Raw genomic sequence first — 23143 nt, 5'->3', positions numbered from 1 at the left:
CGCAACAATCAGGGCAACACAAGTAGAGGGGCCAGGTGGCTCCTTACTTTTGTGGTTCCACCGCCTTGCCTTCAAGCCGGGAGGACCAGTCCTCGACCTTGCGATTTTCTAGACGGCGCACGGCATAGCGCCTCCAACTGTCGGCGAGGTGCGAAAGCTCGGCCATTGATGCCAGTTCGTCGTAATTCAGCGTATCGACATAAAGCAGATGCCAGACGCGATGCAGCGTCCATTCCGGTGAAAGCCGATCGATGAGCGTCATCGCATCTCCGGCTTCCACATGGCCTTCTTCCAGAACGCGATAGTACCAGCCCGTCCGTCCTGTCTTCTGGACGCGCACAGCCATGTCGGCTGTTGCAAAACGCTCGTTCAGTTTCCAGCAGGGCTGGCGTCCCTGCGATACTTCCACAAGCGCACTGCCAAGGCGGAACCGGTCACCCACGGCGACATTGCGTTCGTCGAGACCAGAGGTGGAAATGTTTTCGCCGAACGCACCACGCGCGCTCAGACGCGGGTTGTCGCCGATTTCTTCGCGCCAGAGCGCGTAATGGTCATGCGGGTAATGATGGAGCGCCTTTTCCGGTCCGCCATGCACCTTTCGGTCACCCTGTGCATCGCAATCCAGCCCCTCGAAGGTCACACGGACCTTGCCCGACACGGGCTGCTTGTCGATGCCGCTTGGGACGCGGCGGTCTCCAAGAGGTGCGACTTTTCCGGCCAGGACCGAGTGGATGATCGTTTCCGTCATTCTGTCTTACTCGCTGATCAGCTTCACGCGGTCGCCAACCGAAACTGTTGCCCCCGCAGACATGGCGTTGAGAAGGCGGAACAATTCCAGCTTGCGTGTCGTGCCCTGCATGCGTGCCGACAGGCTGGCCAGCGTGTCGCCCGGCTTCACTGTTACAACGCGGATGCGAAGCGGCTTGATGGCGTTTTGCTCGGCCGGGGATAGCAGGCGGAACGACTGCGTGACAGTTTGTGAGGCGGGCAGAAGAGCGTTGCTGCCTTTCGGAGCTGCCGTTAGGAAGCGATAGACCTTGTTGTTGGCGCCGATGACCACGATGTCGAACTGCCACCGGTCGGCACTGGCGCGGGCGGTCGCGGCGGGCAGACCGTTGATGGTGGTGGTCTGGATCGAACTGTCATCGAGGCCGGTGACCCAACCGGAACGAATATAATCGGCAAGGTTCGACCCTGCCGGAAGAGACGCGCCATCGAAACGGATGGCCACTTCGCCGGGGCCGCTGGCCATCACCGCATTGGCCGAATTATCGATGCTGAATCCATCTGGTGCGCGGAAAGTCACGCCGAGCTTCGGATGAATGAAGGTCTGCTCGCGGACATAACCTTCGCTGGGCGAATCGCCGTAAAGGATGCCGTCTATACCGTCGAGGAAGGAACCGCGGTCGGTCGTGCCGACGCCTGGCGCGCCGATGCGGCGCGCATGGCCAAGCGCAAGCTGGATGCGCTGCGGCGTTGCCGGGTGGCTTGCAAGAAAGTCGAGGCTGGCATCGGTCGCACCCGAAACCGAACGAAAGCTCTGATAGGCTTCCATCGATTGCAGAAAACGCGCCGAAGCGAACGGATCGTATCCGGCTTCGCCGATCATCTTGATGCCGATGGCATCCGCCTGCAATTCCTGATTACGCGAGAACTGGGCAAGCCGCAGCTTGCCGCGCAGCGCTTCCTCTCGGCTGGCGGATTCGTTATGCAGAACTTCGCTGGCGACGCGCCCGGCAATCGCGGTCTCGGCTTCCTTTTCCTGCCGCAGAATGCCGTGATTGGCGATAACGTGACCCATTTCATGGGCGATCACGGCTGCGACTTCGGAGGAGTCATTGGCGAGCGCAAGCAGGCCGCGCGTCACATAGAGATAGCCGCCCGGCAATGCGAAGGCATTGATATTCGGACTGTCGAGAATAGTAATGCGGTAGGTCTGGTCCGGCTTGTCGGTGACAGTCGTCAGCTTGCCGACGATCTTCGCCACCATGCGCTCAAGCTTCTGGTCCTTGTATTCGCCGCCATAAGTGGCGAGGATGCGCGGGTGTTGCTGGGCGCCAAGCTGTGCCAGCCGGTCATTACGCGTCACGTTGTCGACCGTCACGGGGTTGTCGGATGGCTGTAACCCCAGATCCTTGCTGGAATTGATCGACTGGCAGCCTGAAATCAGGGCAACCGCGAACAAGCCAAAACCGATGGCTGGTTTCCGCCAATTTTGCTGCGTCCAATCTGGCAGGGAGATCGGCAGACACAGGAAGGCCCGGAGACGGGTCGATTGACGGAACAGTATTTTATCCTCGCTTCTGAATCAGATTGTATGATCCGGGACAAATCTAGCCACAGAGCTGAAAGCCTACAAGAATCTGTAGCCGGTTCTTCCGGCAGATTGCGAACAAAATATGTCCGCAACCGTAACTCTATTTGAGGCCCAGCCCCGAATTGCGCTTTTCGCCGATATAGTGCCGCAGTGCTTCCGGTCCAGCCGGTGAGAGCAGTTCACCAGCGGGCCCCATGGCGGAAATCCGGCCACTGTCGAGAAAAAGCAACACTGCATCAAGGTAGATCGCATCTTCGGGCGTGTGGGTCACCATCAGCACCGTCATGCCAGTTTCGATCTGAAGCTCCCTGACCAGATCCAGCATCTGATGCCGCAGCGCTGGCCCAAGCGAAGCAAAGGCTTCGTCAAGAAGCAGAACGGGGCGCTGGCGTATGAGGGCTCGGGCAATCGCCACACGCTGGCGTTCGCCTCCTGACAGAGCTTCGGGCTTGCGCTGTTCCTTGCCTGCAAGCCCGACGCGCGACAAGGCTTCCGCGATGTCGGCGCGATCCTGTGCGGAGAGTTTGAGGTTCGTTGAACGCCCGAGACCGACATTCTGCTCGACAGTCAGGTGGGCAAAAAGATTGTTTTCCTGAAACACCATCGAAACAGGCCGGTCCGCCGGTGAAAACGCGCTGACGTCGTTGCCGCCGATCAGGATGCGGCCGGATCCGGGAAATTCAAAACCGGCGATCAGGTTGAGAAGCGTCGACTTGCCGGAACCGCTTGGCCCGACAATCGCGGCAATGACACCGCCTGTTATCGTCGCATCGAAGTGCATGGCAGTTTCACCATAACTGAAACGGACGTCATCGAGGCGGATTTCGGCCAGAGTGCTCATCGGGGCATTCATGGAGAAGGCGTTTCCTTTCGGGATGCGCGATCCGCGATCATCATCAGTGCGAGGCATAGCAGCCCGAGAATGAGCGCCAGTCCGGCGGCATCGAATGTGCGATAGCTGCCCATGCGCTGCAAGAGGAGATAGGGCAAGGTCAAAAGCGCGTCGCTGCCGAAAAGGGCAATCGTGCCGAGATCGCCAAGGGAAAGCGCCATGGCAAAGGCAAAGGCCATGCCGGAGGGCTTGCGGATCGACGGCCAGTCAATGAGGCGGAGGCGGTTAAGGCCGCGAATGCCCAACTGTGCGCACAGCCGGTTGTGGCGACTGGCCGCGGTGTCCCATGCAGGTCGCAGAAGACGCACGGCGAAGGGCATGGCCATGGCCGCATTGACAGTGACGACCATGAAAGGCGCCATGGCAAACGGATCGGTGAAATGGCGAAGCAGGATGAACCAGCCAGCGCCGATCACGATGGGCGGCATGACGAGGATCAGGCTGGCGCCCGTATCAAAGATGTTGGCCAGTTTGTGCCTTTTCACTGCTTCACGCGCAGATATGAGCGCAAGCGACAGAATGACTGCGAGCAGGGCCGCGGAGAAACCGAGTGCGAGGCTGGTGCCGATGGCGCGCCAAACTGTTCTTTCGGTCAGTAGCCGCACGAGATCGGCGGCGAGACCGGAGATGACGACGCCTGCAATCGGCAGTGCGACATAGAGAAAGCCTATCCCGATGAGGATGATGTTTATGCTGCGTTCTGCCGGAGCTATTTTGCGATAGCGGCGCAGCGTTGCGGAATGGGTAGCGCCCTCTTCGGAGGGGCTTCCGGTGAGACGAAGGGTCAGAAGGACGAGTAATGTCAAGGCAAGCTGCGTAAAGGTGAGGGCGACGGCGCGGCCCGGATCGAAATCGAAATGCAGGCTTTGATAAATTGCGACTTCCAGCGTGGTAGCACGCGGCCCGCCGCCAAGCGTCAGCACGGTCGTGAAACTCGTCACGCAGAGCATGAAGATGAGGCTGATCATCCCTGGCAGATTGCGGCGGATCACGGGCCATTCGATGAGGCGGAACCGCGCCCCGTTGCCCATGCCGAGCTGGGCTGCAAGCTTCCAGTAATCGGTCGGTATCGACTCGTAACCGGCCAGAATGAGACGGACCGCCAGCGGCATGTTGAAAAAGACATGGGCGATCAATATGCCCGTAATGCCATAGATATCCGGCTGGAACGGATGGCCCGCGGCTTCTGACAGATAGGCAATGAGGCCGTTGCGGCCATAGATACTGGTAACGCCCAGCACCGCAACGAGGGCTGGCAGAGCAAGCGGCAGGGCAAACAGGCGCAGGATCAGCCCGCGCCCCGGAAAATCGGCCTCGGCATAGAGCGCGCGGGCGACCGGAACTGCAAACAGCACGGAAAGCAGGCTCGAAGCGATTGCCTGCAGGATCGTGAAGCGTGCAACGCGCCACAGATAGGCGTCGAAATTGGCAGCGGCATCGAAACCGCCGCTGCCTGCTTCAAATGCGAGCGCGGCAAGCGCACCGCCAGCGAGCACCACCAGAAAGACAAGCGCCATCATGCCCGCGGCGGGTCTGGCGGTGGATATGCCTTTCGAGCGATGCTGTGCCGGAAAAGCCGTCATTTGCTGGTAGCGGCCAGCCATTCATCGACCCATGTCTTACGATTCTTCGCCACTTCGTCGGAGGGGAAGAGAAGCGTCTTTTCGGGTTTGGGCATCGCGTCGAAAGCGGCTGGCAGCGGGCCGGACGTCTTACCTGCCGGGTACATCCAGTTGGTTTCGGGTATGGCATCCTGAAAGCCGGGACCAGTCATGAAAGCCAGAAACTTTTGCGCCAGAGGATTTTTGGCGCCGGTGGTGGTCTGTGCCGCCAGCTCGATCTGGAGATAATTGCCTTCCGGATAGGCCAGAGCCTTATAGCGCTCCGTCTTTTCCGCGATCATGTGATAGGCGGGAGAGGTCGTGTAGGACAGCACCATCGGTGCCTCGCCCTTGGTGAAAAGACCATAGGCTTCCGACCAGCCGGGTGTGACGGTAAGGATGCGCTTTTGCAGCTTCTGCCATGCGGCTTCCGCTTCATCGCCATAGACCGATTTCATCCAGAGCAGCATGCCGAGCCCCGGCGTTGACGTGCGCGGGTCCTGCAGCACGATCTTCTGGGAAGGGTCGCCTTCCACCAGTTCCTTCAGGCTTTTGGGCGGGTTGGGCAGTTTTTCCGAATCATAGACCACGGCGAAGTAGCCATAGTCGTAAGGCACGAAGATATCGTCCTTGAAGCCCCCCGGAACGTTCACATTGCTCTGGTCGATGCCGCTTGGAGCAAAAAAGCCGGTGGCGCGCGCTTCGGTCGTCAGATTGGTGTCAAGACCAAGGACGATATCGGCTTTGGTATTGCTGCCCTCGAGCTTGAGGCGGTTGAGCAGGGCAACGCCGTCGGCGGACGCAATCCAGTCGACTTCGCAGTCGCATTCCTTTTCGAAGTTTTCCTTGACCTTCGGCCCCGGACCCCATTCGGAAACGAAACTGTCATAGGTATAGACGGTGAGCTTGTCTTTCGCCTGTGCAGAAGCCGTGAAAGCAACGGCTGCGGAAAATGAAAAGGCCAGCAAAGATAAAAGCCGCATCACGGCACTTCCTTTCTGTTGTTACAAGAGGATCGAGCGCCGTTTATGGAGCGTCTAATCCCTCCGCCGGTGCAAACCGGATCAGGTTCAGCGGGTTGGCCGTTTTTCAGGAATTTCCGAACGCAAAATCGCTTTACACTTTTGCTGGAAATGCTTTGGGCCTCTCAGCCATCCGCGAAAGCAGACGGCACCCCGTTAGAGCGGTTGCGACAATAATCTTTCGCAACGGCAAGGGCAAGAGTTGGCAATGGCGCGAATGCAGGCTTCCGGCGCGGATTTGCCCGTGTTATGAGCGGCTTATGAGCACATTCGTCATTCTTCTTGGCGGCGATCTCACCGTGACCGATCGCCTCAAGCGCCAGATCGCGGGCGCGCGGGTCCTGGCTGCCGATAGCGGGATCAGGCATGCTGCCGCTCTTGGTGTCGAACCGGAGCTGTGGCTTGGCGATTTCGATTCGACCTCCTCAGAGTTTCGCGCTCGATATGGTCACATCCCGCAAAAGACGTTCCCCTCCGCCAAGGATATGACTGACGGAGAGCTCGCTTTCGAGGAAGCCTATGCGCGAGGGGCGGAGCGGGTCATCCTGTGCGGCGCCTTCGGCGGGCAGCGCACCGACCACACGCTTTTGCATCTGACCATGGCGACGGCGCAGGCCGCCAAAGGGCGGAACGTGCTTCTGTCGAGCGGTTACGAAGAAGCCTGGCCCTTGCCGCCCGGCGATTTTGTTTATGATTTCCCGGATGGGACGCCTTTCAGTGTGATTAATTTCAGCACTATCGAAGGACTGTCGATCACGAATGCGGAGTGGCCGTTAGATAATGTGACACTGCCATTTGGCTCGTCATGGACGGTTTCCAACGTGGTTCGTGGAACACTTCGCGTTACCGTGCATTCTGGACTAGCGATACTCGTCGCCAATCTGGCGATGGAGGATCGACCGCATTAAGGCCGCTAACCTTACCAATCGAAAGAGCTTGACGCTGACAAGTGAAACGTATTGTAAATGGGTCAAGCGGGTGTCATCTGCTTTACGCCGAAGTTGGGGACGCAAAGTCGGTGATTAGTTCAACTCTTGTAGGAGATGTTTCAATGAAGTCACGTCTTACGATGATTGCTGTTGCTGGCGTGCTCGCGTTCTCAACGGCTGCATGCACGACGAATGAACAGCGCACGGCCGGTTACGGTGTTGGCGGCGCGGCTCTGGGCGCTCTCGCCGGTGGCGCAATCGGCGGCAATGGCCGCGGTGCACTCACGGGTGCTGCGATCGGTGCGGTTGCCGGTACGCTGCTCGGTGCAGCCCAGACCCGCAACGGTGTGCAGTATTGCCGTTACCGCGATCCATATGGCCGCGTATACGAAGCGCCTTGCCAGTAATAGCCGGGCCTGCAATAGCCGAATAATCAGTTTGCCGACAGGCCGGGGAAACCCGGCCTGTTTGTTTTCACGGTTCTTTTCTTGCCGTTCCATTTGACAGAACGGCTTTTGTCGCGGACAAGCAGGGCGGAATTTTCAATCCTGTTTATCGAAGAGAACCATGGCACCACCACTCCTTCGCCTCGACCAGATCAAGCTAACCTTCGGTGGCACGCCGCTTCTGGAGGATGCGAGCCTTTCGGTGAGCGAGGGCGACCGCATAGCGCTGGTCGGTCGCAACGGTTCGGGTAAATCGACCCTGCTGAAGATTGCCGCGGGCATGGTGGAGGCGACATCGGGCGAGGTTTTCAAGCATCCCGGTGCAACCGTGCGTTATCTGCCGCAGGTACCGGATATGGACGGCTTTGCCAATGTGCGCGCCTATGTGGAAGCAGGGCTGGGTCCGACCGACGACCCGCATCGCGTCACCTATCTTCTCGAGCATCTGGGGCTGACCGGCGAAGAGAAGCCGGATCATCTGTCCGGCGGCGAGGCGCGGCGCGCTGCCCTTGCGCGTGTGATCGCGCCGCAGCCCGATGTGCTTTTGCTCGACGAGCCGACCAACCATCTGGACCTCACTACCATCGAATGGCTGGAAGGCGAGCTGCGTCAGATTCGCTCGGCCATCGTGCTGATCTCGCATGACCGGCGCTTTCTGGAAAATGTCAGCCGGGCCACGGTCTGGCTGGATCGCGGTATCACGCGCCGTCTGGAGCAGGGCTTTGGCCATTTCGAGGAATGGCGCGACAAGGTGCTGGAAGAAGAAGAGCGTGACCACCACAAGCTCGGTCGGCAGATTGCGCGCGAGGAGCACTGGCTGCGTTACGGCGTCACGGCGCGCCGCAAGCGCAATATGCGCCGCCTCGGTGAACTGCACTCCATGCGTGCCGATTTCCGCAATCATCGCAAGGCGCAAGGGACCGCGGTTCTGGCGGCAAGCGATGCCAAGGAATCCGGCAAGCTGGTGATTGAAGCCAAGGGGCTGAACAAGGCCTATGGCGAGCGCGTACTGGTCAAGGATTTTTCGATCCGCGTGCAGCGCGGCGATCGTATCGGTCTTGTCGGGCCTAACGGTGCGGGAAAGACGACGCTTTTGTCGCTTCTGACCGGCAAGCTTGCGCCGGATTCAGGCACGTTGCGGCTTGGCGTCAATCTCGAAATGGCCGAACTCGACCAGAAGCGCGAAAGCCTCAATCTGGACGAGACGCTGGCGCATTATCTGACGGACGGGCGCGGCGAAAGCCTTGTCGTCAATGGCGAGCAGCGGCATGTCGTATCCTATATGAAGGACTTTTTGTTCCAGCCGGAGCAGGCGCGCACGCCCATCCGCGAGCTTTCCGGCGGCGAACGCGCCCGCCTGATGCTGGCCCGCGTTCTGGCGCGTCCCGCCAATCTGCTGATCCTCGACGAGCCGACCAACGATCTCGATATGGAAACGCTCGATCTGCTGCAGGAGCTGGTCGCCGGTTTTCCGGGCACAGTCATTCTGGTCAGCCACGACCGCGATTTTCTGGACCGCACCGTTACTTCGGTCATTGCGCCAGAAGGTGACGGGCGCTGGCTGGAATATGCGGGCGGTTATGCCGACATGATGGCGCAGCGCAAGGAACAGGCACTGAACCGGCGCTCGGTCAAGGCATCCGGCTCAAGTGCCGACGGCAAGGGCGAAGAAAGCGCATCCCAGCCCAAACGTGAGGAAAAGCGCAAGCTCTCTTACAAGCAGAAATTCGCGCTTGAGACGCTGCCCGGAAAGATGGATGCGCTGGCCAAGGAAATCGCGGTGCTGGAAGGCAAGCTTGCCGACCCGCAGCTTTATGCCAAGGACCCTGCGCTTTTCGCCAAGACCGCCGATCTGCTTGAGAAAAAGCGCGCAGAAAATGCGGCCATGGAAGAAGAATGGCTGGAACTGGAAATGCTGCGCGAGGAAATCGAAGGGTAAGACTACCCTTCGATGCTTTGGATTTGTTTTACGCATGTCTTTCTGCCCGAAACCGGTTCCCACTTTCGGGAGACATGCCTTAACCGCTCGCCTTGTTCAGCAAGGCGATTTCATCGTCGCTAAGCTTCAATTCGGCTGCGGCGATAAGTTCGCCAAGCTGGGCCGAGCGCGTGGCGCTGGCAATGGGCGCTGTGACGGACGGCTGTGCGATGAGCCATGCGATTGCGACCTGCGCAGGCGTGACATCGAGATTGCGGGCCACATCATCCAGCGCCGCGATGATGCGTGAACCGCGATCCGTCAGATATTTCTCAACCGATTTTCCGCGTGCGCTTTGCCCGAGATCGCCAGCGGACCGGTACTTTCCGGTCAGAAATCCCGCAGCCAGCGAATAATAGGAAATAACGCCGAGCTCGTTCTCACGGCAGATTTTTTCCAGCCCGTTTTCGAAATCCGCGCGATCATAGAGATTATAAAGCGGTTGCAGGCTTTCATAGCGCGGCAGATCATGCGCATGGGCGACATTCAGCGCCTCGACCAGCCGCTCCGGCGTGAGATTGGACGCGCCGATGGCCCGCACCTTGCCAGCGTCGATCAGCTCCTTGTAGGTGCCGAGCACATCTTCAAAGGGCGTTTCCGGATCGTCCCAGTGCGATTGATAAAGATCGATATAATCCGTCTGCAGCCGTTTGAGGGAAGCGTCCACCGCCTTGCGGATATAGGCCGGGGAGAGGCCCTTTTCGTCAGGACCCAGTTCGCCGCCGACCTTGGTGGCGATAACGACCTTGTCGCGCAGGCCCCGGGATTTCAGCCAGTTGCCGATAATGGTTTCGGATTCGCCGCCCACATTTCCCGGTGCCCATGCGGAATAGACATCGGCTGTGTCGATGAAATTGAATTCCGCATCGACAAAACGGTCGAGAAGCGAGAACGATGTCGCTTCGTCGACCGTCCATCCAAATACATTGCCGCCGAAGCAAAGCGGCGAAACATTGAGTTCGGTACGTCCGAGCTTCCTGAATTCCATAGACCCTATCCCATTCCTCTGATCACGAATCGCAGGCGATCCGTCGGGTTTCGATTTCAGGAAGAGGGAAGGCTCCGGAAGAGCCGAAATCAGCTCATGCCAAGCGCGTCCATATAGAGCTGCAGCATGGCTTCTTCTTCCTGACGTTCATGGTCTTCTTTTTTACGCAGACGAATAATGGTCCTCACGACCTTGCTGTCAAACCCCGAACCCTTCAATTCCGCGTAAACTTCCTTGATATCGTCGCCGATGGTCTTTTTTTCTTCTTCCAGGCGCTCGATGCGCTCGATGAAAGCGCGCAACTGGCCGACAGCAATCGTTTGGGCTTCGCTGGTAATGTCGTCGCTCACGAGGAGTTCTCCAATTCAAAGTCAATGATGAGGCGGAGGCGCATGGCGCGAAACCGCTTCTTGAAAGTCTGGACCGTTTTTCCCGCGAGTCGCAGGCAAAATTAAGAGCCTTTTTCGATGCACGACCCGGTTTGACGGGTCAAGCCCTGTGGATAGCGGGCAAAGCCGTTCCTGACAGGTCCGTTATCTGCTCCTATCGGCACGCGAGCCGAAATGCTGCACCGCATGAATGCCGGGCAGGGTGTTGATCTGCGCGATCATGGGGGCAAGCCTGTCGGCCCATTCAGCAGCCCCCCTGTCATCGGCAATCAGGTCCTGACGGACTTCGATCAGGACATGAGCAAACCCCTTCGCAGTCGCATGGCGGTACATGGCGTCGTTCTTGAGTGCGCCGTCATAGGGTTCGTTATCGCCAACCGTCAGGTCACGGTTTTCACGCAGCAGCGCCAGCAGAGGCTTTACGGCGCGGTCGTCCTTATCCCAGAGCAGGCCGATCTGCCAGGGGCGGGCCTTGTCTTTCCAGCGCGGGGTGAAGGAATGGACCGAAACGATGAATGGCGCTGCCCCGCTTTCCGCCGCCACGCGTTCGCTCGCCCGTGCCACTGCATCGTGATAGGGGCGATAGAAGCGCTGGAGGCGTTCCTCGCGCTCGCCTGCGGACATGGGATAGTTGCCGGAGATAACCGCGCCGTCGGACAGTTGCATGATAAGCGTCGGATCGTCCTCTCCGCGATTGGGATCGATCAGGAGGCGCGAAAAACCGCCGAGGACCGCTGGCGCGTCCAAACGGCTGGCAAGCCTGCGCGTCAAATTCTCAACGCCGATATCATAGGCGATATGACGGTCGAATTCACTTGTCTGCAAACCAAGCGTGCCATATTCGGCTGGAACATCGCGCCGTGCATGGTCGGCGGTCAGGAGCAGGCCGAGGCTGAAATCTCCGTCGATAGTGTGTGCCGGCGAGAATGGCGTCGAAGCGGTTGGACCGGATTGAAGCGGCATAGGACGGAATCCGAGGCTGAGCTGTGAAATTATTTCTGTGTTGTGCGGGAAGCTGTTTCAGGTCTGTCATGAGAAAGCCGGGATTGCAACGATCATTCTTTGACCGAGAGTACCTGTAATCAATGGGATTGCGTTGACATCAAAGGCGAAACTGCCGAAAAGAGAGCAACCCGAAACGGGACATCCCCGAGATGGATTTCCTTGTGCAATACAAATTGTTCGATAAAACCGATAGCGGGCTGAAGGGGTTCTGCGTATGCGACTTCCACGATCTCTAGTTTTGTTTGCCGGGGTGCTGATAACTGCGCTGGGCATGACATCCATAGAGGCCAGGGCGGATTTCCGCGTATGCAATGCAACCCAGAACCTGGTCGGCGTTGCCATCGGCTACCGGGCCAAGACCGGCTGGGTGACGGAAGGCTGGTGGCATATTGAAGGCGCTGCCTGCAAAACGCTGCTCGAAGGTCCGCTTTCGTCCCGTTATTACTACCTCTACGCCGAAGACGCCCAGGGCGGCGGGCGCTGGGAGGGCAAGGTCAACATGTGCGTGGCCGAAAAGGAATTCCGTATTACTGGCGTCCAGGATTGCTTCGCGCGCGGTTTCCAGCGCAACGGCTTCCAGGAATACGACACCGGGGAACAATCGAGCTGGATGGTTCAGCTCACCGATGAAACGCCGACAGAAAACCCCACTGTTACAGGAACGAATAGTCAATGAAGCGCAACCGCAAGGTCAAGATTCTCGCCACGCTAGGTCCGGCGTCAGGCGAGGAAGCCGTCATCCGCAAGCTGTTTGAGGCAGGCGCGGATGTGTTCCGCATCAACATGAGTCATGCCGACCATGATCTGATGCGCACCCTCGTCAAGCGCATTCGCAATGTGGAAAAGGAACTGGGCCGTCCGATCGGCATTCTGGCCGATCTTCAGGGTCCGAAGCTGCGTGTCGGCAAGTTCAAGGACGGCAAGGTCGATCTCGTTCCCGGCCAGACCTTCACCCTCGACAACAACGAAGCGCCCGGCGATGACACTCGCGTCTATCTTCCGCACCCGGAAATTCTCGAAGCTGTCGAGCCGGGTCATCGCCTGCTCATTGACGATGGCAAGCTGCACCTCGTGGCAGAGGCGAGCGACGGCAAGTCGATCCGCTGCAAGGTGATTTCGGGGACGCGCATTTCGGACCGCAAGGGCGTCAGCCTCCCGGATACGACGCTCGGCGTCGGCGCGCTGACGGAAAAGGACCGCAAGGACCTCGATGCCGTTCTGAAGGAAGAAATCGACTGGGTTGCGCTTTCCTTCATTCAGCGTCCGGAAGATCTGGCCGAAGTGCGCAAGGTTTCGCGCGGCAAGGTCGGACTGATGTCGAAGATCGAGAAGCCGCAGGCCGTGACGCGTCTCGATGAGATTATCGAGCTTTCCGACGCATTGATGGTTGCGCGCGGCGATCTCGGCGTTGAAATGCCGCTTGAAAGCGTTCCGGGCATCCAGAAGCAGATTACCCGCAAGGCACGCCGCGCCGGCAAGCCGGTTGTGGTCGCCACGCAGATGCTGGAATCGATGATCACCGCTCCGGTCCCGACCCGCGCCGAAGTGTCCGACGTTGCGACCGCCGTGTTCGAAGGTGCGGATGCGATCATGCTTTCGGCGGAATCCGCTTCCGGCCAGTATCCGGTCGAAGCCGTTGCCACCATGAACCGCATCGCGGAACAGGTGGAAAAGGAACCGACTTATTCGACCATCATCGATGCGCAGCGCGCGGCGCCGGAGCCGACAGGCGCCGACGCAATCTCGCTTGCTGCGCGCCAGATCGCGGAAACGCTGAAGCTTTCTGCCATCGTCACTTATACCGCGTCCGGCACGACCGGCCTGCGCGCTGCCCGCGAGCGTCCGCGCACGCCGATTATCGCCCTGTCGCCGGTTGTCGATACGGCGCGCAAGCTGTCCCTCGTCTGGGGCCTGCATTGCGTTGTGACCGCAGACGCGCATGATCTGGAAGACATGGTCAACCATGCCTGCGAAATCGTTTTCCATGAGGAGTTCGGCAAGGCAGGCGACCGCGTCATCATCACCGCCGGTGTGCCATTCGGAACGCCCGGCGCGACCAACATGCTGCGCATCGCCTATATTGGTCCGGACGGCAAATCAGGCATTTGAAGCATTTCCAGCAAAAGTGCGAAGCGCCTACGCGGGAAATCAGCCCACTGGACTGATTTCTGATCCCGCTTCGATGCGTCGGATAATGCGGAAGAAACGACTTGATCCGATCTGATTTATTCAGATCGGATTATCTGACGATATTCCGGCCGTGACGGCCTGCAAATGGCGTGTTTTGCGCTTCCGGTGCTCGGCATCCAAAAAAACGCGCCCCTTCGGAGCGCGTTTTTTGCTTTGAATTGAGATGAATTGGAGGAAGCAGGGCTGCTCTAAGTGCGCGTGTCGGTCAGCTCGTCCGCCAGATCGTTGAAGTTCTTCTGTGCGTCGCGCATCATCGGATAGACGATCAGAGCTTGCTCATAGGCTTTCAAGGCCTGTTCCTTGAGGCCGCGCAGGCGCAATATGGCTGCCATGCCGGTCAGCGCGCCATAATGGCGGGGTTCCAGCTCCAGCGTGCGATTGATGTCGTACATGGCATGGGCATAGTCTTTTTGCAGGAAATAGACCGTAGCACGGCGGTTCCATGCTTCCGCATATTCCGGGTCGAGCGCGATTGCTTCGTTCAGGAAGTCGATGGCCGACGGATAGCGCCGCTCCAGCATCGCCGCGTTCGCCCATTGCATCAGGAGATCGACGGTTGCGCTGCCCGATTGCGACCACAGCGTATTGATCTGTGAAGCAATGCGCCGCGCCTTGGCTTCGTCCGTTGTACGGCGAAGATCGGCAAAGAGCTTGTCGAGACGCTCTTCAGATGTCTGGGCGGTATCCGGGGCCGGTTTCTGCTCGCTATCGGGCCCGGTTTGAACTGGCGTCAGCGGCGCTGTGAGTGGCACTTTGCCGGGTGCTACTTCGGCATAAGCCGATGGAACAATCGCAGCAGGCGATGCGAACAAAGAAGAAGAAACCAGAAATGCAAAAACGTTCCGCATGCGCATAGATTTTATCATGCGCAGCGAAACGTCAAATGCAAAATCAGAAATAAGATTAGCCCTGACGAGCCTTGTAGCGCGGGGCGGTCTTATTGATGATGTATACGCGGCCCTTGCGGCGGACCAGCTGGCAGTCGCGATGACGGGCCTTAAGCGCTTTAAGCGAGTTCTTGATCTTCATGTCAATCACCGGTCTTGTTGGCCCGTGGACGGCGGATGCCGCGGGGCTTCATAAAAACAGGCGCCCGAGGCGCCAATTGGTTACAGGCACTGTTAGATGCCCGAAGGGTTGGTCGAAATACACAAGGTTTCAGGCAAATGTCAACTCCTGAGCGGCAGATTCAGGACCTGGGAGCTGAAATTCTTGGCAGGCGGCAAAAGATTCATTGGGAATCGACGGGATTCCCGATGAACATCATTTTTTGCGAGGCTGGATGCGGGTCACATGGCCCATTTTGCGGCCCGGACGTGCTTCCTTCTTACCGTAAAGGTGCAGCACCGCATCCTTTTCAGAGAGAATCGCGGGCACCTTGTCGATGTCGTCACCGATCAGGTTTTCCATCACGCAATCGGAATGGCGTTCGGTGCTGCCGAGAGGCAATCCGGCAATGGCGCGGATATGCTGCTCGAATTGCGAAATGGCGCAGGCCGCTTCGGTCCAGTGGCCGGAATTGTGAACGCGCGGGGCAAATTCATTTGCCAGCAGCGTTCCATCCTTCAGGACGAAGAATTCCAGCCCCAGCACGCCGACATAATCAAGCGCATTCAAAAGCTTTGTAGCGGCTTCGCGAGCAGCTGCCGCTGTATTCCCTGAAATCGCAGCCGGTACCGTGGAGGTGGCAAGGATTCCATCCTTGTGGACGTTTTCGGCAATATCGAAGATTGCGACGTTGCCGTTGCGATCACGTGCTGCGATCACCGAGACCTCGCGATCAAAATCGACGAATCCTTCGAGAATTGCCGGGGCGCGATTGATGGCAAGAATCGCATTGTGGGCTTCGCTCTCGTCGAGCGATGTCAGGCGGACCTGTCCCTTGCCATCATAGCCTAGGCGCCGCGTCTTGAGTATGCCGCGCTGCCCAAGTGCTCCCAGAGCCGCAATCAGGGTCTCTTCATCGTCCACGAGGCGCCAGGGAGCCGTCTCGATGCCGCTTTCATTGAGGAACTGCTTTTCTGTAAATCGGTCCTGCGAAACTTCCAATGCGGCTGGCGGTGGCAGAACCAGAGCCGTTTCGGCCAGCTTATCGGCGGCGCTGACCGGGACATTCTCAAATTCATAGGTGATGACATCGGAAGCTGCGGCAAGTTCCGCAAGCGCTTCCGGATCGTCATAGGCCGCTACGATCTGGCGATTGGCGACCTGCGCGGCGGGGCAATCGGCCTGCGGCTCCAGAATCAAGGTTTGAAAGCCGAGACGCGCTGCGGCCATGGCAAGCATCCTGCCGAGCTGCCCGCCGCCGATGATGCCGATGGTTGCACTGGGCTTCAGTACAGAAGTGTTCATATCAGGCCTCGTTCGAAGGGCGTTCCGCCACGCTTTCCGTCTGCGCCGCGCGCCAGTCATCGAGACGGGCTGCAAGTGCGTCGTCATAAAGCGCCAGGACGGCTGCGGCGAGCAGTGCGGCATTGACCGCACCGGCGCGACCGATGGCCAGCGTGCCGACAGGAATGCCTGCTGGCATCTGGACGATGGAGAGCAGCGAATCCTGACCTGAAAGCGCCTTGGACTGAACCGGGACGCCGAAGACCGGAAGCGGCGTCATGGCTGCGGCCATGCCCGGCAGATGGGCCGCGCCGCCAGCGCCCGCGATGACGACCTTGAAACCTTCTGCCTTGGCGCCCTTGGCAAAGGCAACGAGGCGATCAGGGGTGCGATGCGCGGAAACAATCCGGGCATCGAAGGAAATGCCGAGTGCTTCGAGTGTGTCCGCTGCATGGCGCATGGTTTCCCAGTCGGACTGGCTTCCCATGATGATGGCGACATCGGCAGTAACGCTCATTGATCTTCCTGCTCCGCTTCTTTCATGTAGGTTGGTGATGATGCTGAAATGATAAAGCCGGGCGAACCCCGGCTCTCATTATGGATCGTTATGGACATTCAGGCGATGATGTCGGGGATCACCCGATCTTCCATTTCCTGCAGCTTGTCCTTGATTGCGAGCTTTTTCTTTTTCATGCGCTGGACGCGCAACTGGTCGCAGCCAACCGCTATCATGGCGTTTATGGCAGCATCGAAATCCGCGTGTTCCTGTTTCAGACGTGCGACGGCCAATCTGATTTCGGCCTGTTCCTGATCGGACATGCGGTGCCCCGTTCTGTTGAATAGTTTTACGGGCCGCGCCAAACCATAAAAGGTGCGGCGTCAGCCCGTTTCCGGCGAAGCCCTTATCACATTTTTCGCGTCAGGAAAATGCTACCACGACAAAATCGACTTTGCATCAAACTCGTGCCAAACTGTCATGGTTCTGTCATGGACGCGGCTGTCGAAGGCGACAAGCAACACCGCATCCTTGACAGCCGGGACTGCGTGTTTGGCCCGGAGATACAGGAGATGTGCCGGGCGCTCATGCAGGTAGAATGGCGGGATGGCGGGGGTAAACGAGGTCCACGCTGTCTCGTAAATCAGGGAAATCAATCAAAGGAGATCTGATGATGGCTATCGAGTCCCATCTTGCCACGCTCGAAAAGAAGCATGGCGCTCTGGAGCAGGAAATTTCCGAAGCCCTGGCGTCACCGGCAATGGATGACCTGCATGTTGCATCTCTCAAGCGCAAGAAACTCATGCTCAAGGACCAGATCGAAAAACTGAGATCCCAGGTAACACGCCACTGACAGGGAAACCGCGCCTTGATCGCGGTTGGGTAAGGCGTCTCAAGCCATCGACACAGAAACGGAACGGCTCAGATGAGCCGCGGTTGTTGTCGGGGCCCTGCAATCTCCATTGATGGCGGGGACCGCAGGCCAAGGGTGAAGACGCCGAAACGCAGTCCTGGCGGCTGTGGCACAGCCGCCGACCATATTGTTTTATTCCATAAAATCGATTGCTCCTGCGTTTCTCAGGACACGCAAATCAGCTTTCCGCTTCCGCTCTGGGATCGAGGTTCAGCGCTTCCGGCGTCGCGCCGCGTTCTGACGGCATGCTCTTGAACTGGTCCTTGTCCTCCTTGGGAACCGATGCGCGCTTGCGGGAACGGAACAGCGCATAGCCGGTGATGGAAATATGCGAGAGCATGGTGATGGCAAAGAGGCCGGACGGCCAGAAAATATCCATCGCCGCCGCCGCCAGCAGCGGTCCGAGCATCGTGCCGAAGCCGTAAAGGAGCAGAAGTCCGCTTGATACTTTGACGAAGCTTTCCGATGTCGCGTGATCGTTCGCATGGGCGACCGCAACCGGGTAGAGCGCATAGGCGAGCGCGCCGTAGCAGCCGGTCATGACGATAATGACGGGGCCGCTGGAAGGCGCGACGAGAAAGGCGACGAGGCCAACAAGGGCCGCCAAAGCCGCAACGCTTGCCAGCACGAAACGCCGGTCGACCAGATCGGAAATGCGTCCAATCGGAATCTGCATCAAGGCACCGGCCGCGATGGTAACGCTCACCATCAAGGCGATTTCGGTGGTGGAAATGCCGGATTTCGCGCCGAAAACGGCTCCGAGCGTACCCCATGCGCCATTAGCGATACCGATCAGGATGCATCCCACGAAGGCGGCGGGGGAATTATTATAGAGCGCCTTGAGATCGAGCTGCACTTCTGTCAGCGGCTTGGGGCTGACAGCCGTGGAAATCGCGGTCGGGATAAGGGCCAGACAGAAGAAGATGCCGCTTATCATGAACAGATGATCGGAGCGCACATCGCCTGCCGCCACCAGCATCTGCCCGGTCATGGTGGCTCCATAGTTGACCATCATGTACATGCCGAAAATCTTGCCGCGCGATTCGTTGGTCGCGCGCTCGTTCAGCCAGCTTTCGATGACCATGAAGGCGCCGGCCATGGAAAACCCGGTAAAGGCGCGCAGGATCACCCAGATCGTTGCATCGACAAAAACGCCGGAAAGCAGCGCAATGATCGCAGCCGATGCGGCAAAGCAGCCGAATGCCCGTACATGACCGACGCGGCGCACCAGGCGCGGCGCGAACAGGCAGCCCGCAACGAAACCGCCTGCCCAGGTGGTGCCGAGCATGCCGAGCGATGTGACCGAAAATCCTTCCGCGCCGCCGCGCAGCGGCAGCAGAAGACCGTGAAGTCCCGAAGCGATGAGAAGGAAGGCTGTGCCGCAAAGGAGGGCCAGAACCTGAATGTAAATGCGCAAAATTCTATCCCGCAATTTGAAGCTGGACCGTCGATGCAAAGCGGCCATTGCGATCAGTGACTATTGTTCCTAAACATTTCGTCTGGAAATGGTTCCGACGATTTTGCTCCGCCAGCCATTTCCGTTGACGAAATCTCCCTATCGAAACAATGCTTCCGCCGCCGCGCGGCTGTCGCCTTTCTTGAGGCGTTCTGCCTTTAGCCGCTCTATTTCGGACTGCAGCAGGGCAATGCGCTGGTCGATCTCGGTGACCGAAAGCAGTGACAGTTCCTCCTCGCTCAGCGCCACGCTGTTGCGGGGCTTCGCCACATCCTCATCGAAACCGCTCATAGCCGTCCTCCGTGGTCAATGATGGCTCAGAAAAGATTTAACACCTTGAATCGTCGCATATATATTTGGGAAAATCGATGACGATTTCCCTAACGCGATGTCTTGCATCCGTCATGCGGCATTTGTGCGACGATGCGAATGGGGTGCCTGCCCACCGTCTTAGGGTACGAAATCTGAATGGAGTGTTTGAACATGGTGGCTGACCTGCCTTCCCAGATGACTGCTATCGAGATCTCACAACCTGGCGGACCGCATATGCTTCGTCCTGTTCAGCGCTCGGTGCCCGAACCCAAGGAGCGTGAAATTCTGGTGCGGGTGCGTGCCGCCGGCGTCAACCGCCCGGATGTTTTGCAGCGGCTCGGACAATATGCACCGCCGCCCGGTGCGTCCGATATTCCGGGATTGGAGATTGCCGGTGATATCGTTGCCGTCGGCAGCGGGGTGAAGCGCTTCAAGGCCGGCGATCAGGTAGTCGCATTGCTGGCTGGGGGCGGTTACGCCGAATATGCGGTCGTGGATGAAACCAATGCCCTGCCGCTGCCTTCCGGCTATGGCTATATCGAAGCGGCTGCGATCCCGGAGACTTTCTTCACCGTCTGGCACAATGTGTTCGAGCGCGGAGCGTTGAAGAAGGGGGAGACGTTGCTGATCCATGGCGGCTCGTCGGGGATCGGCACGACGGCCATCCAACTGGCCAAGGCGTTCGGCGCGACCGTCATCGCGACTGCCGGCTCGAAGGAAAAATGCGACGCCTGCCTGAAACTCGGGGCAGATCGCGCCGTCAACTATCGCGACGAGGACTTTGTAGAGGTCGTGAAGGAAGAGACCAAAGGCAAGGGCGTCGATGTGATTCTCGATATGGTCGGCGGTGATTATGTTGACCGCAATTACAAGGCGGCTGCCGAAGATGGCCGCATCGTGCAGATTGCTTTTCTCAATGGTGCGAAAGCCACAGCCAATTTCGCGCTGTTGATGACCAAGCGTCTGACCCATACCGGCTCCACGCTGCGTCCGCGGCCCGTCGATTTCAAGGCTGGCATTGCGCGGGAACTGGAGACAAAGGTCTGGCCGCTTCTGGCGCAGCGCCGCGTGGCTCCCGTGATGGACATGATCTTTTCGCTGAAAGATGCCTGGCGCGCGCATGAACGAATGGAGGAGGGAAGACATATCGGCAAGATCGTTCTCGATATTGCTTAAGCCTGAGAGCCATTCTTGCTCTGGCGACAAAAAAACGATATATAGACCGTGATTTCCCGGAAATTGTGGTTTTGCCCACGTCCCGCGCCACCGGAGCGGACGAACAGAAGGATTATATCTAATGGCCACCCAGCTTCTCATGCCGAAGGCAACGGCCGTTTGGCTTGTTGATAATACGGCGCTGTCGTTTGACCAGATTGCTGCTTTCTGCAAGCTGCATCCGCTGGAAGTGAAGGCTATTGCCGACGGTGAAGCTTCGCAGGGCATCAAGGGTCTGGATCCGGTCATCACTGGCCAGATTTCGCGTGAAGAAATTGCGAAGGGCGAAAAGGACCCATATTATCGCCTGAAGCTTGCCGAACCGAAGGTTCGTGTACCCGAAGCCAAGCGCAAGGGTCCGCGTTACACACCGCTTTCCAAGCGTCAGGACCGTCCGAATGCGATTCTCTGGCTGGTGCGTAATCATCCTGAACTGAAGGATGCGCAGATTTCGCGCCTCATCGGCACCACCAAGTCGACCATCGAGCAGATTCGCAACCGCACCCACTGGAACTCGGCCAACCTGACCGCGATGGACCCGGTGACGCTCGGCCTTTGTTCGCAGATCGATCTCGACATCGAAGTCGAACGTGCATCGCGCAACCGCCCGGCCACGCCGGAAGCAGACAGCACCCTGCTGCCAGCTTCGGCGACCGAGAATTTCGACTATCGTGACGAGCAGCCAGCGGAAGACGAGCTCGATGCGGACAAGGTTTTCGCCAAGCTTTCTTCGCTCAAGGGCGCGAACACCGACGACGAGGACGAAGAATAGTCCGGACAAGAAATCGCTTTGCCGAAATGCCAAAAAGCCCGGTTTTATCAGCCGGGCTTTTTCTTTTGTCTTGGGAGCTACTTAGTCCTTGAAGGCGTTATATTCGCTCAGTTCCATGAGGCGGTAGAAATCTGCGAGCGTCTTGCCGCGTTCGGCCCGGAAGAGACGGCCTGCATCGCTCGCCTCCACGATGCGGTCGGTGCGGAATGTGCGGAAGGCGTTGCGCAATTCGCACCAGCCGATAACCGTCCAGACCTTTCCCCAGAACCAAAGGCCGAGCGGGCGAATATCGCGCTCGCTTTCACGCGATTCCAGATCGCGATAGCGGATATTGAGTACATTGCCCTGATCGACGGCGCGTTCCACCGCATCGATGATGCGGCGCTCGTCCATGCTGATGCGTGCCGTTGGCGCGTGAATCTGCGTGCTGGTGATGCGGGCGCGCTCTTCCTTGGGCAGGACGGCTTCGATCTTGACGAGAGCCTCTTCCGCACCGCGCGCCATGGAGACGCCGCCCCAGGCGCGGATGAGGCGCGCCCCTGCGACAAGGGCAACGATTTCGTCGCGCGTGAACATTAGCGGCGGCAGTTCGAAACCCTGCCGCAAAATATAGCCGACGCCAGCTTCGCCATCGATGGGGACGCCGGTGGACTGCAGATCGGAAATGTCGCGGTAGATGGTACGTTCGGAGACTTCCAGCCGTTCGGCCAACTGGCGCGCGGTGACAAGCCTGCCACCGCGCAGGTGCTGAACGATCTGGAAAAGGCGGTCTGCGCGGCGCATTCCGTTTTATTCTCCGTTGCAATATCTGATTTTGCGCTGTTCCAGATAACGATCCGGCCAGCCCAGATCCTTGCGCAGGTCTTTCGGCAGGCCGTCGAGGACGCGCTGGGTGCGAATAAACCGGCGGCGCTCGTCCTGCCTGCGCCTGTATTCCTTCAAAACTGCGATCAATGGTGCGATTGCGAGTGCCATGGTGAAAACTCCCTCATCCTTGGATACGCAGTATCGCACACCCCTCCTGACAGCTATCTGTCAGGAGCAAATTCGCCCTTTATTATCATACCAATGGACCCGGATCGCAATGTCACGCCTTGAAGCGTGGTGCCGCCTTATAGCTGAGAGGCAGGCGCCCGCCATCGGCATAGATGGTCTGGCCCGTCACATAGCTTGCATCCCTTGATGCCAGAAATGACGCTATCGAAGCAATTTCAGAAGCTTGGCCGATGCGTCCGAGCGGCGTTCGCGACAGGATCGTGTCGCGGGCATCGGCGTCCGTGTTTGCGGCGGACAGCATGTCTGTCTCGATGGAGCCGGGGCCGATCGCATTGACGCGAATCCCCCACCGCGCGAGCGCTACTGCCATGGCGCGTGTCAACTGGTTCAATCCGCCCTTGGAGACGGAATAGGCGAGCTGCTCGGGCAAGCCGAAGATGGCATTGATCGACGACATGTTGATGATCGTGCCCGGATCGCCGCCCGATTCGACCCGCTCCACCATGCGTTTTGCCACGGCTTGTCCGCACAGAAACGCACCTTTCAGATTGACCCGCATCACGCGGTCAAAATCTTCTTCCTTGAGATCGAGGAAATCCGCCTGATGAACGATACCGGCATTGTTGACGAGAATATCGATCTCACCCAGATTGGTCAGCGTGAAGGTCAGGAGATTGTGGACGTCGAGCTTGTCGCCAACGTCCGCCGCCATAGGATGCACCGGGCCAAACTGTTCCAGATCCCTGGCTGCGCGCATGGCTGCGGCATTGTCGATATCCGATAGCACGACACTTGCGCCGTCCATCAGGAAGCGCTTTGCTATGGCGTAGCCGATGCCGCGGGCAGCGCCGGTGACGATGGCCACCTTGCCTTCTAATTGCATGATTGCTCTCCA

The 23143-nt window shown here is 58.6% G+C and carries 26 protein-coding genes and 1 riboswitch; of the genes, 8 read left to right on the top strand and 18 right to left on the bottom strand.

Going from position 1 to position 23143, the window contains the following annotated elements; translation table 11 throughout:
• Positions 1-43: 43 nt before the first annotated feature.
• The 5 genes from F9K78_RS18230 to thiB form a co-directional block, all read right to left on the bottom strand.
• Positions 44-748 carry an MOSC domain-containing protein gene (locus F9K78_RS18230; protein ID WP_121986153.1) on the bottom strand — a complete coding sequence of 235 codons (705 nt, stop codon included), beginning with the start codon at positions 746-748 and terminating at the stop codon, positions 44-46.
• A 6-nt stretch (positions 749-754) separates the two neighbouring features.
• Positions 755-2236: a cell division protease CdlP gene (cdlP, locus tag F9K78_RS18225; RefSeq protein ID WP_121986152.1), complete on the bottom strand. Its 1482-nt coding sequence runs from the start codon at positions 2234-2236 to the stop codon at positions 755-757.
• Positions 2237-2417: 181 nt separating this feature from the next.
• Positions 2418-3158 carry a thiamine ABC transporter ATP-binding protein gene (thiQ, locus tag F9K78_RS18220; RefSeq protein WP_121986189.1) on the bottom strand — a complete coding sequence of 247 codons (741 nt, stop codon included), beginning with the start codon at positions 3156-3158 and terminating at the stop codon, positions 2418-2420.
• Between the two features lie 8 nt (positions 3159-3166).
• Entirely contained in the window at positions 3167-4792 is a 1626-nt protein-coding gene (thiP, locus tag F9K78_RS18215; RefSeq protein ID WP_121986188.1) for a thiamine/thiamine pyrophosphate ABC transporter permease ThiP, read from the bottom strand.
• The gene (gene thiB, locus F9K78_RS18210) at positions 4789-5793 is read right to left on the bottom strand and encodes a thiamine ABC transporter substrate binding subunit (protein WP_121986151.1); all 1005 of its coding nucleotides are present in this window, start codon (positions 5791-5793) and stop codon (positions 4789-4791) included. The genes thiP and thiB overlap by 4 nt, the downstream gene beginning before the upstream one ends.
• A gap of 41 nt (positions 5794-5834) precedes the next feature.
• Positions 5835-5998, bottom strand: a riboswitch (TPP riboswitch).
• A gap of 94 nt (positions 5999-6092) precedes the next feature.
• Between thiB and F9K78_RS18205 the strand changes: the two genes are divergently transcribed.
• From F9K78_RS18205 to F9K78_RS18190, 3 genes are all read left to right on the top strand, one after another.
• Complete coding sequence (locus F9K78_RS18205; RefSeq protein WP_121986150.1) at positions 6093-6740, top strand: thiamine diphosphokinase; 648 nt, start codon at positions 6093-6095, stop codon at positions 6738-6740.
• 143 nt (positions 6741-6883) lie between these two features.
• The gene (locus F9K78_RS18200; protein WP_121983360.1) at positions 6884-7168 is read left to right on the top strand and encodes a glycine zipper 2TM domain-containing protein; all 285 of its coding nucleotides are present in this window, start codon (positions 6884-6886) and stop codon (positions 7166-7168) included.
• Positions 7169-7328: 160 nt separating this feature from the next.
• A complete protein-coding gene (locus tag F9K78_RS18190) occupies positions 7329-9146 on the top strand; it encodes an ABC-F family ATP-binding cassette domain-containing protein (RefSeq protein WP_121986149.1) in 1818 nt (605 codons plus the stop codon).
• Positions 9147-9225: 79 nt separating this feature from the next.
• On the opposite strand, the gene F9K78_RS18185 is transcribed toward F9K78_RS18190, so the two are convergent.
• The 3 genes from F9K78_RS18185 to F9K78_RS18175 all read right to left on the bottom strand — a co-directional run bounded on the left by F9K78_RS18185 (position 9226) and on the right by F9K78_RS18175 (position 11525).
• The gene (locus tag F9K78_RS18185; RefSeq protein WP_121986148.1) at positions 9226-10173 is read right to left on the bottom strand and encodes an aldo/keto reductase; all 948 of its coding nucleotides are present in this window, start codon (positions 10171-10173) and stop codon (positions 9226-9228) included.
• 89 nt (positions 10174-10262) lie between these two features.
• Positions 10263-10523: a DUF2312 domain-containing protein gene (locus F9K78_RS18180; RefSeq protein WP_002964837.1), complete on the bottom strand. Its 261-nt coding sequence runs from the start codon at positions 10521-10523 to the stop codon at positions 10263-10265.
• A gap of 183 nt (positions 10524-10706) precedes the next feature.
• Positions 10707-11525: an N-formylglutamate amidohydrolase gene (locus F9K78_RS18175; RefSeq protein WP_121986147.1), complete on the bottom strand. Its 819-nt coding sequence runs from the start codon at positions 11523-11525 to the stop codon at positions 10707-10709.
• Positions 11526-11781: 256 nt separating this feature from the next.
• Here F9K78_RS18175 and F9K78_RS18170 point away from each other — a divergent pair, with 256 nt between their 5' ends.
• Together F9K78_RS18170 and pyk are read left to right on the top strand one after the other, a co-directional pair.
• A complete protein-coding gene (locus F9K78_RS18170) occupies positions 11782-12243 on the top strand; it encodes a DUF1036 domain-containing protein (RefSeq protein WP_006467769.1) in 462 nt (153 codons plus the stop codon).
• Positions 12240-13676: a pyruvate kinase gene (pyk, locus tag F9K78_RS18165; protein WP_121983356.1), complete on the top strand. Its 1437-nt coding sequence runs from the start codon at positions 12240-12242 to the stop codon at positions 13674-13676. Before F9K78_RS18170 ends, pyk begins: the two co-directional genes overlap by 4 nt.
• 269 nt (positions 13677-13945) lie before the next feature.
• Here pyk and F9K78_RS18160 read toward each other — a convergent pair whose 3' ends face one another.
• From F9K78_RS18160 to F9K78_RS18140, 5 genes are all read right to left on the bottom strand, one after another.
• Positions 13946-14623 carry a tetratricopeptide repeat protein gene (locus tag F9K78_RS18160; protein WP_121986146.1) on the bottom strand — a complete coding sequence of 226 codons (678 nt, stop codon included), beginning with the start codon at positions 14621-14623 and terminating at the stop codon, positions 13946-13948.
• Between the two features lie 37 nt (positions 14624-14660).
• Positions 14661-14786 (bottom strand): type B 50S ribosomal protein L36, encoded by a 126-nt coding sequence (gene ykgO / locus F9K78_RS18155; RefSeq protein WP_006467766.1) that lies wholly within the window; start codon positions 14784-14786, stop codon positions 14661-14663.
• 234 nt (positions 14787-15020) lie between these two features.
• The gene (locus tag F9K78_RS18150) at positions 15021-16109 is read right to left on the bottom strand and encodes a 5-(carboxyamino)imidazole ribonucleotide synthase (RefSeq protein ID WP_121986145.1); all 1089 of its coding nucleotides are present in this window, start codon (positions 16107-16109) and stop codon (positions 15021-15023) included.
• Position 16110: 1 nt separating this feature from the next.
• Entirely contained in the window at positions 16111-16605 is a 495-nt protein-coding gene (gene purE / locus F9K78_RS18145; protein WP_121986144.1) for a 5-(carboxyamino)imidazole ribonucleotide mutase, read from the bottom strand.
• A 98-nt stretch (positions 16606-16703) separates the two neighbouring features.
• Entirely contained in the window at positions 16704-16907 is a 204-nt protein-coding gene (locus F9K78_RS18140) for a YdcH family protein (RefSeq protein WP_006471281.1), read from the bottom strand.
• 347 nt (positions 16908-17254) lie between these two features.
• Between F9K78_RS18140 and F9K78_RS18130 the strand changes: the two genes are divergently transcribed.
• The gene (locus F9K78_RS18130) at positions 17255-17437 is read left to right on the top strand and encodes a YdcH family protein (protein ID WP_021588029.1); all 183 of its coding nucleotides are present in this window, start codon (positions 17255-17257) and stop codon (positions 17435-17437) included.
• A 238-nt stretch (positions 17438-17675) separates the two neighbouring features.
• Here the strand turns inward: F9K78_RS18130 and F9K78_RS18125 are convergent, their stop codons facing one another.
• Positions 17676-18914 carry an MFS transporter gene (locus tag F9K78_RS18125; protein WP_121983415.1) on the bottom strand — a complete coding sequence of 413 codons (1239 nt, stop codon included), beginning with the start codon at positions 18912-18914 and terminating at the stop codon, positions 17676-17678.
• Between the two features lie 138 nt (positions 18915-19052).
• On the bottom strand, positions 19053-19244 hold the full coding sequence (locus tag F9K78_RS18120; RefSeq protein ID WP_121983351.1) for a DUF1192 family protein: 192 nt from the start codon (positions 19242-19244) through the stop codon (positions 19053-19055).
• A gap of 192 nt (positions 19245-19436) precedes the next feature.
• Here F9K78_RS18120 and F9K78_RS18115 point away from each other — a divergent pair, with 192 nt between their 5' ends.
• Positions 19437-20441 carry an NAD(P)H-quinone oxidoreductase gene (locus F9K78_RS18115; protein WP_121986143.1) on the top strand — a complete coding sequence of 335 codons (1005 nt, stop codon included), beginning with the start codon at positions 19437-19439 and terminating at the stop codon, positions 20439-20441.
• Positions 20442-20562: 121 nt separating this feature from the next.
• Complete coding sequence (locus F9K78_RS18110) at positions 20563-21252, top strand: DUF1013 domain-containing protein (RefSeq protein ID WP_121983349.1); 690 nt, start codon at positions 20563-20565, stop codon at positions 21250-21252.
• An 81-nt stretch (positions 21253-21333) separates the two neighbouring features.
• Here F9K78_RS18110 and F9K78_RS18105 read toward each other — a convergent pair whose 3' ends face one another.
• The 3 genes from F9K78_RS18105 to F9K78_RS18095 form a co-directional block, all read right to left on the bottom strand.
• Entirely contained in the window at positions 21334-22035 is a 702-nt protein-coding gene (locus F9K78_RS18105) for a helix-turn-helix transcriptional regulator (protein WP_006467756.1), read from the bottom strand.
• Between the two features lie 6 nt (positions 22036-22041).
• Positions 22042-22227, bottom strand: a complete 186-nt coding sequence (locus F9K78_RS18100) for a hypothetical protein (protein ID WP_121986142.1) — start codon at positions 22225-22227, stop codon at positions 22042-22044.
• Positions 22228-22339: 112 nt separating this feature from the next.
• The gene (locus F9K78_RS18095) at positions 22340-23131 is read right to left on the bottom strand and encodes an SDR family NAD(P)-dependent oxidoreductase (RefSeq protein WP_121983347.1); all 792 of its coding nucleotides are present in this window, start codon (positions 23129-23131) and stop codon (positions 22340-22342) included.
• Positions 23132-23143 lie beyond the last annotated feature (12 nt).

The sequence above is a fragment of the Brucella pseudintermedia genome, assembly GCF_008932435.1.
GTDB lineage: Bacteria > Pseudomonadota > Alphaproteobacteria > Rhizobiales > Rhizobiaceae > Brucella > Brucella pseudintermedia.
This window is presented reverse-complemented; position numbering and strand designations above follow the sequence as displayed.